Source organism: Streptomyces lasalocidi, from assembly GCF_005280215.1.
Classification (GTDB): domain Bacteria; phylum Actinomycetota; class Actinomycetes; order Streptomycetales; family Streptomycetaceae; genus Streptomyces; species Streptomyces longwoodensis.
In genome coordinates, this window is sequence record NZ_SZNQ01000001.1 from 1,898,163 (window position 1) to 1,912,391 (window position 14,229).

12 protein-coding genes are annotated in these 14,229 nt (G+C 73.1%); 7 read left to right on the plus strand and 5 right to left on the minus strand.

Annotation, left to right across the window (positions count from 1 at the left end):
* Positions 1–27 precede the first annotated feature (27 nt).
* Together E4U91_RS08500 and E4U91_RS08505 are read right to left on the minus strand one after the other, a co-directional pair.
* Positions 28–1,185, minus strand: coding sequence for a hypothetical protein (locus E4U91_RS08500; protein ID WP_137306269.1), 1,158 nt, complete (start codon positions 1,183–1,185; stop codon positions 28–30).
* Entirely contained in the window at positions 1,182–2,135 is a 954-nt protein-coding gene (locus E4U91_RS08505) for a 5-dehydro-4-deoxyglucarate dehydratase (RefSeq protein ID WP_137306270.1), read from the minus strand. The genes E4U91_RS08500 and E4U91_RS08505 overlap by 4 nt, the downstream gene beginning before the upstream one ends.
* Before the next feature lie 282 nt (positions 2,136–2,417).
* Here E4U91_RS08505 and E4U91_RS08510 point away from each other — a divergent pair, with 282 nt between their 5' ends.
* The 7 genes from E4U91_RS08510 to E4U91_RS08540 all read left to right on the plus strand — a co-directional run bounded on the left by E4U91_RS08510 (position 2,418) and on the right by E4U91_RS08540 (position 9,996).
* Entirely contained in the window at positions 2,418–3,227 is an 810-nt protein-coding gene (locus E4U91_RS08510) for an NAD-dependent epimerase/dehydratase family protein (RefSeq protein ID WP_137306271.1), read from the plus strand.
* A gap of 437 nt (positions 3,228–3,664) precedes the next feature.
* The gene (locus tag E4U91_RS08515) at positions 3,665–4,432 is read left to right on the plus strand and encodes a DeoR/GlpR family DNA-binding transcription regulator (RefSeq protein WP_137306272.1); all 768 of its coding nucleotides are present in this window, start codon (positions 3,665–3,667) and stop codon (positions 4,430–4,432) included.
* Between the two features lie 120 nt (positions 4,433–4,552).
* Positions 4,553–5,923, plus strand: coding sequence for an ABC transporter substrate-binding protein (locus tag E4U91_RS08520; protein WP_137306273.1), 1,371 nt, complete (start codon positions 4,553–4,555; stop codon positions 5,921–5,923).
* Positions 5,920–6,858 carry a carbohydrate ABC transporter permease gene (locus E4U91_RS08525; RefSeq protein ID WP_137306274.1) on the plus strand — a complete coding sequence of 313 codons (939 nt, stop codon included), beginning with the start codon at positions 5,920–5,922 and terminating at the stop codon, positions 6,856–6,858. The genes E4U91_RS08520 and E4U91_RS08525 overlap by 4 nt, the downstream gene beginning before the upstream one ends.
* Complete coding sequence (locus E4U91_RS08530) at positions 6,855–7,685, plus strand: carbohydrate ABC transporter permease (protein WP_137301253.1); 831 nt, start codon at positions 6,855–6,857, stop codon at positions 7,683–7,685. Before E4U91_RS08525 ends, E4U91_RS08530 begins: the two co-directional genes overlap by 4 nt.
* Positions 7,682–8,671: a zinc-dependent alcohol dehydrogenase family protein gene (locus tag E4U91_RS08535; protein ID WP_137306275.1), complete on the plus strand. Its 990-nt coding sequence runs from the start codon at positions 7,682–7,684 to the stop codon at positions 8,669–8,671. Before E4U91_RS08530 ends, E4U91_RS08535 begins: the two co-directional genes overlap by 4 nt.
* A 107-nt stretch (positions 8,672–8,778) precedes the next feature.
* Positions 8,779–9,996 carry a TerD family protein gene (locus E4U91_RS08540; RefSeq protein WP_174867917.1) on the plus strand — a complete coding sequence of 406 codons (1,218 nt, stop codon included), beginning with the start codon at positions 8,779–8,781 and terminating at the stop codon, positions 9,994–9,996.
* A gap of 51 nt (positions 9,997–10,047) precedes the next feature.
* Here E4U91_RS08540 and E4U91_RS08545 read toward each other — a convergent pair whose 3' ends face one another.
* The 3 genes from E4U91_RS08545 to E4U91_RS08555 form a co-directional block, all read right to left on the minus strand.
* Entirely contained in the window at positions 10,048–10,623 is a 576-nt protein-coding gene (locus E4U91_RS08545; protein ID WP_137306277.1) for a TetR/AcrR family transcriptional regulator, read from the minus strand.
* Positions 10,624–10,772: 149 nt separating this feature from the next.
* Positions 10,773–12,359, minus strand: a complete 1,587-nt coding sequence (locus tag E4U91_RS08550; RefSeq protein ID WP_137306278.1) for a TROVE domain-containing protein — start codon at positions 12,357–12,359, stop codon at positions 10,773–10,775.
* A gap of 348 nt (positions 12,360–12,707) precedes the next feature.
* Positions 12,708–14,150 carry an alkaline phosphatase PhoX gene (locus tag E4U91_RS08555; protein WP_137306279.1) on the minus strand — a complete coding sequence of 481 codons (1,443 nt, stop codon included), beginning with the start codon at positions 14,148–14,150 and terminating at the stop codon, positions 12,708–12,710.
* Positions 14,151–14,229 lie beyond the last annotated feature (79 nt).

The following is a 14,229-nucleotide window of genomic DNA, read 5'->3' on the forward strand; positions in this document are numbered from 1 at the left end:
CATCGGTCGTCACCGGGCCCCGGTGCGTCAGCCGCCCAGCGCCTCCCGTACGGCTTCCAGGTCCGCGTCCGAGGCCAGTCCCGCGTGGTAGAGGCGCAGCTCCGTCGCGCCCAGGTCACCGGCGCGGGACGCGTCCGCGGCGAGGGTGGCGGGGCTGCCGCCCATGCCGGAGACGATGGTGAAGTTGGCCGCGAGGACGGCGTCCGCGCCGGTCGCGGCGAACGGGGCGAGCAGGCCGGGGCCGCCCGTGCAGGGCACCACCACGCCGTCCGCCACGGACAGCACGTGCGCGGGGTCGACGCCCACGTTGGCGCCGGTGTGGTGGGTGACCGGGTCGGCGTGCAGCAGCACCTGGAAGCCCTCGGGCGCGGCCGCGCGCACGGCGGCGACGGCCTGTTCCTGCAGGGAGCGGGCGGTCGTGTCGCGCCACGCGCGCGTGGCGGCCGCCGTGTCCTGCCCGAGCAGCTTCTCGACCCCCGCCCAGCCCCCGTCGTCCGGGGCCCCCCGCCACAGCGGCTCCAGCGCCTCCCGTACGGCGACGGCGAGCGCGTCGGCGTCCAGGCCCTGCTCGCCGTAGCCGGCCCGGCAGGTGGGGCAGAAGCACAGGGACATCAGGTACTGGCCGGCGTCCCCGAGGCCGACCCCGCCGGTCTTGTCGTGGGCGTGCAGGTGCGCCAGCCCGTACCAGCCGAGGGACTCCAGTTCGGTGCCGGCCGCCCCGGGGCGCACGGCGGCCTCGGCGGCGAGGTCGACGAGGTACGCGCGCGTGGCGGGCTGGGCGATGCACGGGGCCCAGGGGTAGCGGTCGCCGTAGGCGTTGACCACGGAGGTGTCCGGGTGCTCGGCGCCCAGGCGGGAGCTGTGCGCGAGGACGACCCAGGTGTGCACCTCCAGACCGGCGTCGCCGAGGGCGGCGGCCGCCTCCCCGAAGGCGTCGCCCGGGGCCCAGTCACCGGCCGGGTGGGGGCGCAGCGCCCGTCCTTCCCAGTGCTCGCCCGGCGGGTACAGCGCGGCCGCGTACGCGGCGGTGACGACGCGGTGGCGCGGGTGGCGGGGGGTCAGCGCGCGCGTGGAGTGGTACGCGGAGGCGAGCGTCACCTGCCGCACGCCGAGCGCGGCGATCCGTGCGGGGGCCTGGGGGTCGCCGTTGACGTCCCAGGGGTAGACGAACGCGGACGTCTTCACCGGTCCTCCGTGCTGTCCTCGTCGAGCAGCGCGTGGCCGCGCTCGATCACCTGGGCGAGCTGCTTGACGTGGTCCTCGCTCGGCTCGTGCAGCGGCGGCCGCACCTCCCCCACGTCCAGGCCGCGCAGCCGTACGCCGGCCTTGACGAGCGCGACGGCGTACCCGCGGCCCCGGGCGCGCAGTTCGACGAAGGGGCGGTAGAAGCCGTCCAGCAGCCGTCGGGCGGTGGCGTCGTCGCCGGTGCGCAGCGCCCGGTGGAAGGCGAGGGCGATCTCGGGCGCGAAGCAGAACACGGCCGAGGAGTACAGCGGGACGCCGAGGGCGCGGTAGGCGAGCTGGGTCTGCTCGGCGGTCGGCAGGCCGTTGAAGTAGAGGAAGTCGCCCGGCACTTCGGTGCGCACGGCGCTGATCACGCGCTGCATCAGGTCGAGGTCGCCGAGGCCGTCCTTGAGGCCCACGATCCCCTCGGTGCGGGCGAGTTCGACGACGGTGGCGGGGGTGAACACGGCGTTGTCGCGCTGGTAGACGATCACCGGGAGCGGGGTGGCGGCGGTGACCTCGCGGTAGTGCCGCAGCAGGCCCTCCTGCCCGGCGACCACCAGGTAGGGCGGCAGGGCGAGCAGTCCGTCGGCGCCCGCCGCGTGGGCCAGGCGCGCGTAGCGGACGGCGAGCGCGGTGCCGTAGCCGACGCCCGCGACGACCGGGACGCGCCCGCCGGTGACCTCGACGGCCGCGCGCACGCAGTCCTCGAACTCCTCGGGGGTGAGCGCGTGGAACTCCCCCGTGCCGCAGCAGGCGAAGACGGCGGCGGCGCCCGCCTCGACCCCGCGGCGGACGTGCGCCCGGAAGGCGTCCAGGTCGAGGGAACCGTCCGGGCCGAAGGCGGTGACGGGGAAGAACAACGGCCCGCTGGGAACGGCGAGTCGGGCGGCGAACGAGGCTGGCGTCACGGGCTCTCCCTGGGAGCAGGCGCTGTCCGGTGCACGTTTCTGACTGGTGTCCATATTTCTGAACACGGTCACGCTAAGGCGCCCCTCCGGGCCGGTCAAGCGGGCGACACGGCTCGAGCGAAGCCGCGGGGACGGCTAGGGCGGCACTTGACGGTCCGGGCGGCGCTCCCTAGCGTGTCCACGCATGTGAATCGCGTTTACGCACGCGGCTGGTGAGGCCGCCGGCACCCGCCCGTCGCCCGCCGATGCCCGCCGACGCCCGTCGACCAAGGAGAACCGAGGATGCCCGCTCCGCGCACCGTCCTGCTCACCGGCGCCGCCGGTGGTGTCGGCACCCTGATGCGGGGCCTGCTCCCCGCGTACGGCTACACGCTGCGCCTGCTGGACGTGCGGCCGATCGAGGACGAGCCCGACGCCGTCGTCGCGGACCTCTCGGACCGGGACGCCCTGCGCGAGGCCGTGCGGGGCGTCGACGCGATCATCCACCTCGCGGGCATCTCCCTGGAAGCCCCGTTCGACAAGATCCTCCGGTCGAACATCGAGGGCACCTACCACCTCTACGAGGCCGCGCGGGAGGAGGGCGTCGGCCGCGTCGTCTTCGCCTCCTCCAACCACGCGGTCGGCTTCACCCCGCGCCCCCGGGGCGACGACCCGCTCATCCCGGTGGACACCCCGCGCCGCCCCGACACCTTCTACGGGCTGTCCAAGTGCTTCGGGGAGGACCTGGCGCAGCTCTACTGGGACAAGCACGGCCTGGAGACCGTCTCGGTGCGCATCGGCTCCTGCTTCCCGGAGCCGACCAGCGTGCGGATGCTCTCGGTGTGGATGAGCCCGGCCGACGGCGCCCGCCTGTTCCACGCGGCCCTGACCGCGCCGGACGTCGGCCACACGGTCGTCTACGGCTCCTCCGCCAACACCCGCCTGTGGTGGGACCTGTCGAGCGCGCGGGCGCTCGGCTACGAGCCGCGGGACGACTCCGAGCCGTACGCGCAGAAGCTGATCGCCGAACAGGGCGACCTGGACGAGGACACCGTCTCCCACGGGTACTTGGGCGGACACTTCGTCAACGACCCGCCGATCTGGCCGTACTGACGGCATATCACACGTGTCGAGCGACGGGCGGCGGCGCTGCGGCCGTTGACGGAAAACCGTCGCCCACCGCGGCGGGCGGGCACCGAACGGGCCCGCCCGCCGCGCATCCGGGCACGGAACGGGCCCGCTTACGGCCCATTCGGGCACCGCACCCGGGCAGCCGACCGCCCGGAAGCCGCGCGAGGGGTGGCGCGATCCGCACTGCCCGAGGACTCCCCAACCCGCATCCACCTGCGGTGACCCCCGCTCACCCGGCTCGCACCCGCGCCGGCCCCCGCCCCGGCCCGCCCCGGGCAGGCCGTCGTCCGAACGGGCACATCCGGGCAGCATCCCCTCGACAACAGACCTGGTCGTGACCGCGTACCCCCTGTAGAACTTCCCCCATGGGCGCACCGAGGGCCCGAACGGGCAACACGGCAGGAGGCGGGGAGTCGGCCATGACCAGGACCGCGGAAGAACGCCAGCGCGAGATCGTACGGGTGGCACGCGCCGCCGGCTCGGTCGACGTCGCCGCGCTCGCTGCCGAACTGGGCGTGGCCAAGGAGACCGTGCGCCGCGACCTGCGCGCCCTGGAGGACCACGGCCTGGTCCGCCGCACCCACGGCGGCGCCTACCCCGTGGAGAGCGCCGGCTTCGAGACGACGCTCGCCTTCCGCGCCACCAGCCACGTCCCCGAGAAGCGCCGGATCGCCACCGCGGCGGCCGAACTGCTCGGGGACGCGGAGACGGTCTTCGTCGACGAGGGCTACACCCCCCAGCTCATCGCCGAGGCGCTGCCCCGGGACCGGCCGCTGACCGTGGTCACCGCCTCCCTGCCCGTGGCGGGCGCCCTGGCCGAGGCCGAGAACACCACCGTCCTGCTGCTCGGCGGCCGGGTCCGCTCCGGGACCCTCGCCACCGTCGACCACTGGACCACCCGGATGCTGGCCGGGTTCGTCCTCGACCTGGCCTACATCGGCGCCAACGGCATCTCCCGCGAGCACGGCCTCACCACCCCCGACCCGGCCGTCAGCGAGGTCAAGGCGCAGGCGATCCGGGCCGCGCGCCGCACGGTGTTCGCCGGCGTGCACACCAAGTTCGGCGCGGTCAGCTTCTGCCGGTTCGCGGACATCGGCACCCTGGAGACGATCGTGACCAGCACGCTGCTGCCGTCGGCCGAGGCCCACCGGTACTCCCTGATGGGGCCCCAGGTCGTCCGGGCCTGAGACCGCCCGCCACGCAACTCCTTCCCTCCCGCTGTTCTCTTCCTCCACGTCGTCATGACGTCACGTCCGTACGTCGTCATGCCTCCATGTCCCTACGTCCCCCACGTTCAGGAGCGATCCATGCGAACCCAGAGCCGACGGAGGCCGCGCGCGACGCTCGCCGCGGCCGCCGCAGGGACGCTGCTCGCCCCGCTGCTCTCCGGCTGCTGGGTCGGAGCGGGCGGGGCCGGGTCCGGCGGTGACGCCATCAACGTCCTGATGGTCAACAACCCCCAGATGACCGAGCTGCAGAAGCTGACCGCCGCGCACTTCACCAAGTCCACCGGCATCAAGGTCAACTTCACCGTCCTGCCCGAGAACGACGTCCGCGACAAGATCAGCCAGGACTTCGCCAACCAGGCGGGCCAGTACGACGTCGCGACCCTGTCCAACTACGAGATCCCGATCTACGCCCGCAACGGCTGGCTGCACGCGATGGACTCCTACGTCGCCGGGGACCCGGCGTACGACGAGCAGGACGTCCTGAAGCCGATGCGCGAGTCGCTGACCGCCGACGACGGCAAGCTCTACGGCCAGCCGTTCTACGGCGAGTCGTCCTTCCTGATGTACCGCAAGGACGTCTTCGCCCAGCAGGGGCTGACCATGCCCGCGCACCCCACCTGGCAGCAGATCGCGGACCTGGCCGCGCGGGTGGACGGCGCCCGGCCCGGCATGAAGGGCATCTGCCTGCGCGGACTGCCCGGCTGGGGCGAGGTGATGGCGCCGCTGACCACCGTCGTCAACACCTTCGGCGGCACCTGGTTCGACAAGGGCTGGAAGGCCCGGCTCGACTCCCCCGAGTGGAAGGCGGCCACGCGCTTCTACGTCGGTCTGGTGCGTGAGCACGGCGAGTCGGGCGCGGCCCAGTCCGGGTTCGCCGAGTGCCTGAACAACATGACCCAGGGCAAGGTCGCCATGTGGTACGACGCCACGTCGGCGGCCGGCTCCCTGGAGGCCGCGAAGTCCCCGGTGAAGGGCAAGGTCGGCTACGCCCCCGCGCCCGTCGAGCGCACAGAGTCCTCCGGCTGGCTCTACACCTGGGCCTGGGGCATCCAGAAGGCGTCCCGCAACACCGACAAGGCGTGGAAGTTCGTCTCCTGGGCCTCCTCCAAGGAGTACGAGCAGCTGGTCGGCGACACGATCGGCTGGTCGAACGTCCCGGCGGGCAAGCGCGCGTCGACGTACACGAACCCCGCCTACGTCCAGGAGGCCGCCGCCTTCCAGCAGATGACCAAGGCGGCCATCGAGGGGGCCCGGCCGAAGGACCCCGGGGTGCAGCCGCGCCCGGCGCCCGGCATCCAGTTCGTCGGCATCCCCGAGTTCACCGACCTCGGCACCAAGGTCTCGCAGGAGATCAGCGCGGCCATCGCCGGCCGCCAGTCCGTCGAGTCCGCCCTGAGGAAGTCCCAGAAGCTCGCCGAGCGCATCTCCGAGGAGTACGAGGGACGATGACCGCCACGACCACCACCCCCGTCGGCACCGCGCCCGTCCCGGCGCTGCGCCGGCCGTCCGCCCGGCTGCGCGCCTGGAGCACCCGCGCCCCGCTGCTGCCCGCCCTGATCTTCATGATCGCCGTGACCCAGCTGCCGTTCGTGGCCACGCTGGTGATCTCCTTCTTCGACTGGAACGCCCTCTATCCCGACGCCCGCCGCTTCACCGGGTTCGACAACTACCACCAGGTCCTCACCGACGCCGACCTGCGCCACTCGGTGGGCACCACCGTGCTGCTGACCGCGGCGGTGGTGATCGCCAGCCTGGTCCTCGGGCTGGCCCTGGCGCTGCTGCTGGACCGCAGGTTCCGCGGCCGGGGCGTGGTGCGCACGCTGCTGATCGCGCCGTTCCTGGTGGTCCCGGTCGCCGCTGCGCTGCTGTGGAAGCACGTGCTCTACAACCCCGAGTACGGCCTGCTCAACGGGCTGCTGCACTACGTCGGCGGGCCCCAGCCGGACTGGATCTCGAACACCCCGCTGCTCGCGGTGGAGGCGTCGCTGGTGTGGCAGTGGACGCCGTTCATGATGCTCATCCTGCTGGCCGGGCTGCAGAGCCGCGACCCCGAGCAGATCGAGGCCGCACGGGTGGACGGCGCGAGCGACTGGCAGGTCTTCCGCCACCTGACGCTGCCCCACCTGCGCCGCTACCTCGAACTCGGCGCGCTGCTCGGCTCGATCTACATCGTGCAGAACTTCGACGCGGTCTTCACGATCACGTCGGGCGGCCTCGGCACCGCCAACCTGCCCTACACCGTCTACCAGAGCTTCTACCAGGCCCATGAGAACGGCCTCGCCTCGGCGGCCGGCGTCCTGGTGGTCATCGGCTCGCTCGTCATCGCGACCCTCGCCCTGCGCGTGGTGTCGTCCCTGTTCCGCGAGGAGGTGTCGCGCGCATGACCGCGACGACCGTACGCCGGGGCGGTCTCGGCCTGCTGGCCTGGCTCGCCGGGATCGTGTTCTTCCTGCCGATCGCCTGGATGGCGCTGACGTCGTTCCACTCGGAGGCGGACGCGGCGACCAACCCGCCCTCCTTCACCGCCGCGTTCACCCTGGACGGCTACCGCGAGTTCTTCGGCACCGGCGGCGGCGCCAGCCCCTGGCCGGCGCTGCTCAACTCCGCGGTGGCGTCGGTGGCGTCCACGCTGCTGGTGCTGCTGCTGGCCCTGCCGGCCGCGTACGCGCTGTCCATCCGGCGGGTGCGCAAGTGGACCGACGTGCTGTTCTTCTTCCTGTCCACGAAGATGCTGCCGGCCGTCGCGGGCCTGCTGCCGGTGTACCTGTTCGCGAAGAACGCCGGGATGCTCGACAACATCTGGCTGCTGGTCGTCCTCTACACCTCCATGAACCTGCCGATCGCGGTGTGGATGATGCAGTCGTTCCTGGCCGAGGTGCCGGTCGCGGTGATCGAGGCGGCCCAGATCGACGGCGCCCGCCTGCCGACCGTGCTGGCCCGCGTGGTCGCGCCCATCGCGCTGCCGGGCATCGCCGCCACCTCGCTGATCTGCTTCATCTTCAGCTGGAACGAGCTGCTGTTCGCCCGGGTCCTGACGGGCGTGGTCGCCGAGACCGCCCCCGTCTTCCTGACCGGCTTCATCACCAGCCAGGGCCTGTTCCTGGCGAAGGTGTGCGCCGCGTCGCTCGTCGTCTCCCTGCCGGTGCTCGCCGCGGGGTTCGCCGCCCAGGACAAGCTGGTCCAGGGCCTGTCGTTGGGAGCCGTGAAATGAAGGCCGCCGTCATCGAGTCCGTGGGCCGCGCCGTGGTCACCGAGGTGCCGGACCCGACGCCCGGGCCGCGCGAGGTCGTCGTGGAGGTCGCCGCGTGCGGTCTGTGCGGCACCGATCTGCACATCCTGCAGGGCGAGTTCGCGCCGAAGCTGCCGATCGTGCCGGGGCACGAGTTCGCGGGCGAGGTGGTCGGTGTCGGCACCCAGGTCACCGAGGTGGCGGTCGGCGACCGGGTGGCCGTGGACCCCTCCCTGTACTGCCACGAGTGCCGCTACTGCCGCACCGGGCACAACAACCTGTGCGAGCGGTGGGCCGCGATCGGCGTGACCACGGCGGGCGGCGCGGCCCGGTACGCGGTGGCGCCCGTCGCCAACTGCGTGAAGCTCCCCGAGCACGTGCGCACCGAGGACGCGGCGCTGATCGAGCCGCTGTCGTGCGCGGTGCGCGGCTACGACGTGCTCAGGTCCCGCCTCGGCGCCCACGTGCTGATCTACGGCTCGGGCACGATGGGCCTGATGATGCTGGAGCTCGCCAAGCGCACCGGCGCGGCGAGCGTGGACGTGGTCGACGTCAACCCGGAGCGGCTGCGGACCGCGCGCCGCCTCGGCGTGACGGCGTCGGCGACCGGCGCGGACGAGCTGGAGCGGCCGCAGGGCTGGGACGTCGTGGTCGACGCCACCGGCAACGCGGCCGCCATCCAGGACGGCCTGGGACGGGTGGCGAAGGCGGGCACGTTCCTGCAGTTCGGCGTGGCCGACTACGCGACCCGGGTCACCATCGACCCGTACCGCATCTACAACCAGGAGATCACCATCACCGGCTCGATGGCCGTGCTGCACAGCTTCGAGCGCGCCGCGGAACTGTTCGCGAACGGGGTGCTGGACCCCGACGTGTTCATCAGCGACCGGTTGCCGCTGGAGCGCTACCCCGAGGCCCTGGAGCAGTTCGCGGCGGGCATCGGCCGGAAGATCGTGATCGTGCCGTAGGGGGTGTCTCGGGGGGCCGTTCGCGTGGTCCGGTGCGCGGCTCCGCCGAACGGCGGTCGGTAAGGGAACGGTAAAGCGGGTCCGCTCGTTCTCGGGGCATGACAGCTATGACCCCCGGCTCGAACATCCCCCTCCCGGCCGCGCGCGTGACGGTCGACGTCGCCGCTCCGGTGCGGCTCGACGTATCGGGCCTGCTGCTCACCGCCGACGGCAAGGTGCGCTCCGACGACGACTTCATCTTCTACAACCAGCCGGCCGGCCCGGGCGTGACCTACCGCTCGGGCGGCGGCGCCGGCCCGGACGCGATCACGGTCGACACCGCGGCGGTGCCGCCGGCCATCGAGAGGATCGTCGTCACGGCGAGCCCGGACGCCCCGGGCCAGACCTTCCAGGGCGTGGAACCGACGGCCACGCTCCGCAACGCGGACGACAACAGCGTGCTGGCCACGTTCACGCCGCCGCAGCTCGGCACCGAGACGGCCCTGGTGGTCGTGGAGATCTACCGCCGCCAGGGCGCCTGGAAGGCCCGCGCGGTGGGCCAGGGCTACGCCGACGGACTGGCCGGCATCGCCACGGACTTCGGCGTGACGGTGGAGGAACCGGCCCAGCCGGCCCCCGCCCCGCAGGCCGCCCCGCCCGCGCCCGCCCCCCGGGTGACCCCGCCCGCGCCCGTGGCCCAGCCGCAGGTCACCCCGCCGGCGCCCCCGGTGCCGCCCGCGCCGCCCGCACCCCCCGCCCCGGGCACCGGCAAGGTCAACCTCGACAAGGGCCGGGTCAGCCTCCAGAAGAACCAGACGGTGTCCCTGATGAAGGGCGGCCGCCCGCTGCTGTCGCAGGTGCGGATGGGCCTGGGCTGGGAGCCCGCCTACCGCGGCAAGGACATCGACCTCGACGCCTCGGTCATCGCCTACGGCCCGCAGCGCAACCACATCGACAGCTGCTACTTCGGCAAGCTGACCATCGTCAACGGCGCGATCCGCCACTCCGGGGACAACCTCACGGGCGAGGGCGGCGGCGACGACGAGGCCATCACCGTGGACCTCGGCCGCCTCCCGCAGGACGTGACCGGCCTGGTGTTCACGGTGAACAGCTTCTCCGGCCAGAAGTTCACCGAGGTCGCCAAGGCGTACTGCCGCCTCCTCGACGCCACCACCGGCGAGGAACTGGTCCGCTTCGACCTGACCAGCGCCGAGGCCCAGACGGGCGTGCTGATGGCCAAGCTGATCCGTCAGTTCTCCGGCGAGTGGGAGATGACGGCACTGGGCGACTTCGTGAAGGCGCGAACCGTGCGGAACATGGTGAAGCCGGGCGCGCAGGCGCTCTGACGGCCCGCCGCGGGGGGCGCCCCCGGCGGGGCGCCTGCGCGGGGCGGTCCCTCACCCGGCCGCCGGGCGCAGGCCCTCCGTCAGGAGGCTCAGGTAGCGGCGGATGTGCCGGGGCCCGTCGTCGGCGAGCTCGGAGGCCGTGGCCACGCCGTGGGCGAGGCGCAGCAGCTCGATCGGTTCGACGTCGGGACGCAGCGTGCCCTCCCGCCGGGCCGCGAGGACCAGACGGGTCGCGGCGCCCGTGACGGCGGTGCCGCAGGGGGTGCCGGCCGCCGTGCTGCCGTCGGTGACCGCCGAGCCCAGCAGGGACTTCAGGCCGCGCACCTCGATGCCGCCGACGCACACCTCGTACAGCCACTCGGTCAGCGCCTCCCCCGGCGGCAGCCGGTCCGCGAGGTCGTCGGCGCGCGCGGCCAGCGCCTGGACGCGGCCGACGTACGCCGCCTCCAGCAGCGCCTGCCGGGTCGGGAAGTGCCGGTACAGCGTCCCGGAGCCGACACCGGCCCGCTTGGCGATGTCGTCCAGCGAGGCCCGTTCCCCGTGCTCGGCGAAGGCTTCGGCGGCCGCCCCCAGCAACCGTTCATAGTTGCGCCGGGCGTCCGCGCGCATGGCCTTGACCTGCGTCATCCTCGTCTCCTCGCGAGCAGCGGTCTCCTGCCCGCATGGTCCACCACATCGCCCCGGGGACGCCAGGGAGCGCGGGGGACGACGACGCGCCCCCCCCTGACCTCCCCGTCGGCCCCGGCGGCATGCGACCGGACCGGCACCCGGACCGCTCAGTCCGTCTCCCACGGCCACCGGGCGTCGTGGGCCGCCTCCAGCAGGGGCACCATCCGGAACGCCGCGTCGGACAGGCCGCCGAAGGTGTGCCGGTTGCCCCGGCCGGACGGGCCGTGACCGGGCCGGTAGCCGGCCAGGTTCCAGGTGTAGACCGGCACGTCGGCCGGGACCTGCTCGGTCGGCTCGCCGTGCGGGCTGTGCGCGTACTGCTCGTCGGTGACGATCAGCACCCGGTCGTGGCGGCGGTAGTGCCGGCGCACCGCGCCCGTCGTGTCGGTGCCGCCCAGGTCGCCGAAGCGCTCCAGGACCTTCAGCACCGACTCGCCCCCGCGGAACCGCACCGGGTTGCTCGACGTGCCGAACTCGACGAGGTCCGCGTCCGCCGCCCGCAGCGCGAGCGCCGTGCCGAAGACCGCCGCCGCGTCGGCCCGGGTGAGCTCGGAGCGGTCGGACAGGCGCGAGAAGAACATCGAGCCGGAGCGGTCCACGAGCACCAGCGTGCGGCCGGGCAGCGCGGGCACGTTGGCCAGCGCGTGGCCGAGCGCCTGCTCCAGCGGGTACGCCCAGCGCAGCGACGGCGCGTGCCGGTACGCGGCGAGGTACCGGAACGGGAACTGCCGCGAGCGCGCGACCTGCTCCGGGTCGCTGATCCTCGCCGCCACCCGGGCCGCGACCTCGTCGCCGACCCCGGCCTCGTCGAAGTTCCGCAGGTTGCGCAGCAGTGCCATCGCCCCCATGGACGGGATCACGGCCTCCCAGGCCGCCCGGTCCATCGGCCCCCGCAGCCAGCCCGCCAGCGCCTCCCAGGTCATCCCGGCCGCCGCGAGCCGCTCGGCGGCATCGGGCGCGGTGACCACCGCGCGCCGCTCCTCGGCCGGCAGCGCCATCAGCGCGCGGTGCGCGGTCAGGACGGGGTCGGAGGCGGGCGGCACGGCGGTGTCCGGGTGGTGGCGCCGGTCCAGGGCGTACCGGAACAGCTCGCCCTGCCACGGCTTGGTGGGGTCCGGCGCCGCGTGCACGAGGTTCAGCACGTCCCCGAAGCGGAAACCGCGGGTCGCCGTGTCGTACTTCAGCAGCGCCTTCCCGCCGTACAGCCGCCGTACGGCGTCCGCGACACCGCGCTTGACCGGCTTCGGGAGGGCCCGGCCGTACGTCGCCGTCCAGTACGCCAGCAGCTCGCCGGGCTCGTCCGGGCGCTGGAGCACGGAGTCGACGACCCGGCGGTTCGAGGGGCCGTCGGTCACGTCCGCGTCCAGGCGGGCCTTGACGTACTCGGCGGCGCCCACGACGGCGGCGGTACGGAGGTTGCCCTCGCCGCGCAGCCAGCCGAGCAGGCCGGCCGTCCACGCGGGGTCGGTCACGGCGAGTTCGCGCACGAGCCGGGCGTACCGGTCGTCGCGGTCGGAGCCGGTCTCGTAGAAGGTCTGCTGCGTGACGAGGTTCGACACGGCGAGCAGGAAGAGTTCGGAGCGCGCGTCGCGCTCCCGGCCCCGGCCGCCCTCGTAGGTGCGCAGCACCCGGCCCGTCGAGGTGACGCGCGAGGCGGGCTGTGCCCGCGCGGTCCGCGTGTTGAATCGCGTCATGGTGAATTCCCCCCCGAATTCCGTGCAGTTCCGTTCCATTTCGGAGGGAGGCGCGGCATGGGAAGGGGGCCCGAGATCAGAAGTCGGCGACGGACTTGTCAGATGCTCTGCCGATTGAGCTACACCGACCCGAAGTCGATGACGGGACTCGAACCCGCAACCGTCCGATCCCAGGAAGTAACCGCTGCCTGCGCACCGGGCCCCCGTCCTGGAGCTGCGCCTCCCGAGATCAGTTCGGCTGCGGCATGTGATTCTTTGGAAGAGAAGTAGCCGCCGCCTTCGCACCGGGAGGTGCGCTGTCGTGATCTCAGAATAGGAGGCGCAGCCCGGGGGCCGCGAGCGAATTGATTACCGCTTGTGGCGCTTCCAGGGGCCGGTGATGGCCAGCATGATGCCGGGCTCCTGGATGTTGGCGAACAGGGTCCGGCCGTCGGGCGAGAAGGTGACGCCGGTGAACTCGCTGTACTCCGGCTCGTCCTCGGTGCCGATGTTCAGCTCGTTGCGCGCGATCGGGTAGGTGCGGCCGCTGTCGGTCGCGCCGAACAGGTGCTGCACGCCCTCGCCGTCCTCGGCGATGACGAGGCCGCCGTACGGGGAGACCGTGATGTTGTCGGGGCCGTCGAAGGCGCCGTCCTGCTCCGGGTCGGGGTTGACCCCGAGCAGCACCTTCAGGGTGAGGGTGCGGCGCTTGGGGTCGTAGAACCAGACCTGGCCGTCGTGCCGGCCGGGGCTCTCCTCACGGGCGTAGGAGGAGACGATGTACGTGCCGCCGTCGCCCCACCACATGCCCTCCAGCTTGCGGGCGCGGGTGACCTGGCCGGCGGTGAACTGCTTGCGCACGGAGACGGTCTTCGCGTCCCGGTCGGGCACGTCCACCCAGTCGACGCCGTACACGGTGCCGATCGTCGTGGCGCGGGAGAGGTCGTCGACGAACTGGCCGCCGGAGTCGAAGCACTTGAACGCCTGCAGCACGCCCGCGTCGTCGGCGAGGGTGCGCAGCTTGCCGCGGCCGTGGCGGAAGCCGGCCGGCGGGGTCCAGCGGTAGAGCAGTCCGTTGGGGTTGGAGGCGTCCTCGGTGAGGTAGGCCTGCCCGCTCTTCGGGTCGACCACGACGGCCTCGTGGGCGTAGCGGCCGAGGGCCTTGACCGGCCGGGGGTCGCGGTTGGCGCGGCGGTCCTCGGGGTCGACCTCGAAGACGTAGCCGTGGTCCTTGGTCATGCCGTTCTGGCCGGCCTTGTCCTCGGTCTCCTCGCAGGTCAGCCAGGTGCCCCACGGGGTGCTGCCGCCCGCGCAGTTGGTGGAGGTGCCGGCGATGCCGACCCACTCGGCGACGTGGTGGCCGGGGCGCACCTCCACGACCGTGCAGCCACCGGAGGCCGCCGGGTCGTAGACCAGGCCCTCGGTGAGCGGCACCGGGTACGCCCAGTTGGCGCGCGGGCCCTTCAGCTCGTGGTTGTTGACCAGCAGGGTGGCGCCGCGCGGGCCGTCGAAGGTGGCGGTGCCGTCGTGGTTGGAGGGGGTGAACTCGCCCGACTCCAGCTTGGTGCGGCCGCTGTGGGTGATCACCCGGTAGGAGAACCCTTCCGGCAGCGCGAGGATGCCCTCCGGGTCCGGGACCAGGGGGCCGTAGCCCACGCCGTGCCGGTCCGCCGACCCGCCCTCGTGGCTGTCGGCCTCGGTCGACGCGAGGGCGTTCGGCGCGGTGGCGAGGGCGCCGACGCTGCCCGCCAGGGCGACCCCGGCACCGGTGATCGCTGATTTCCTGGCGAAGTCCCTGCGGGTGAGCGACATGTTGTCTCCTGAGACGCTGGTGAGCCGTGGAGGGTGGCGGACCTCGGTCGGCGGCAACGCTCCCGGCCCCACCTGAACA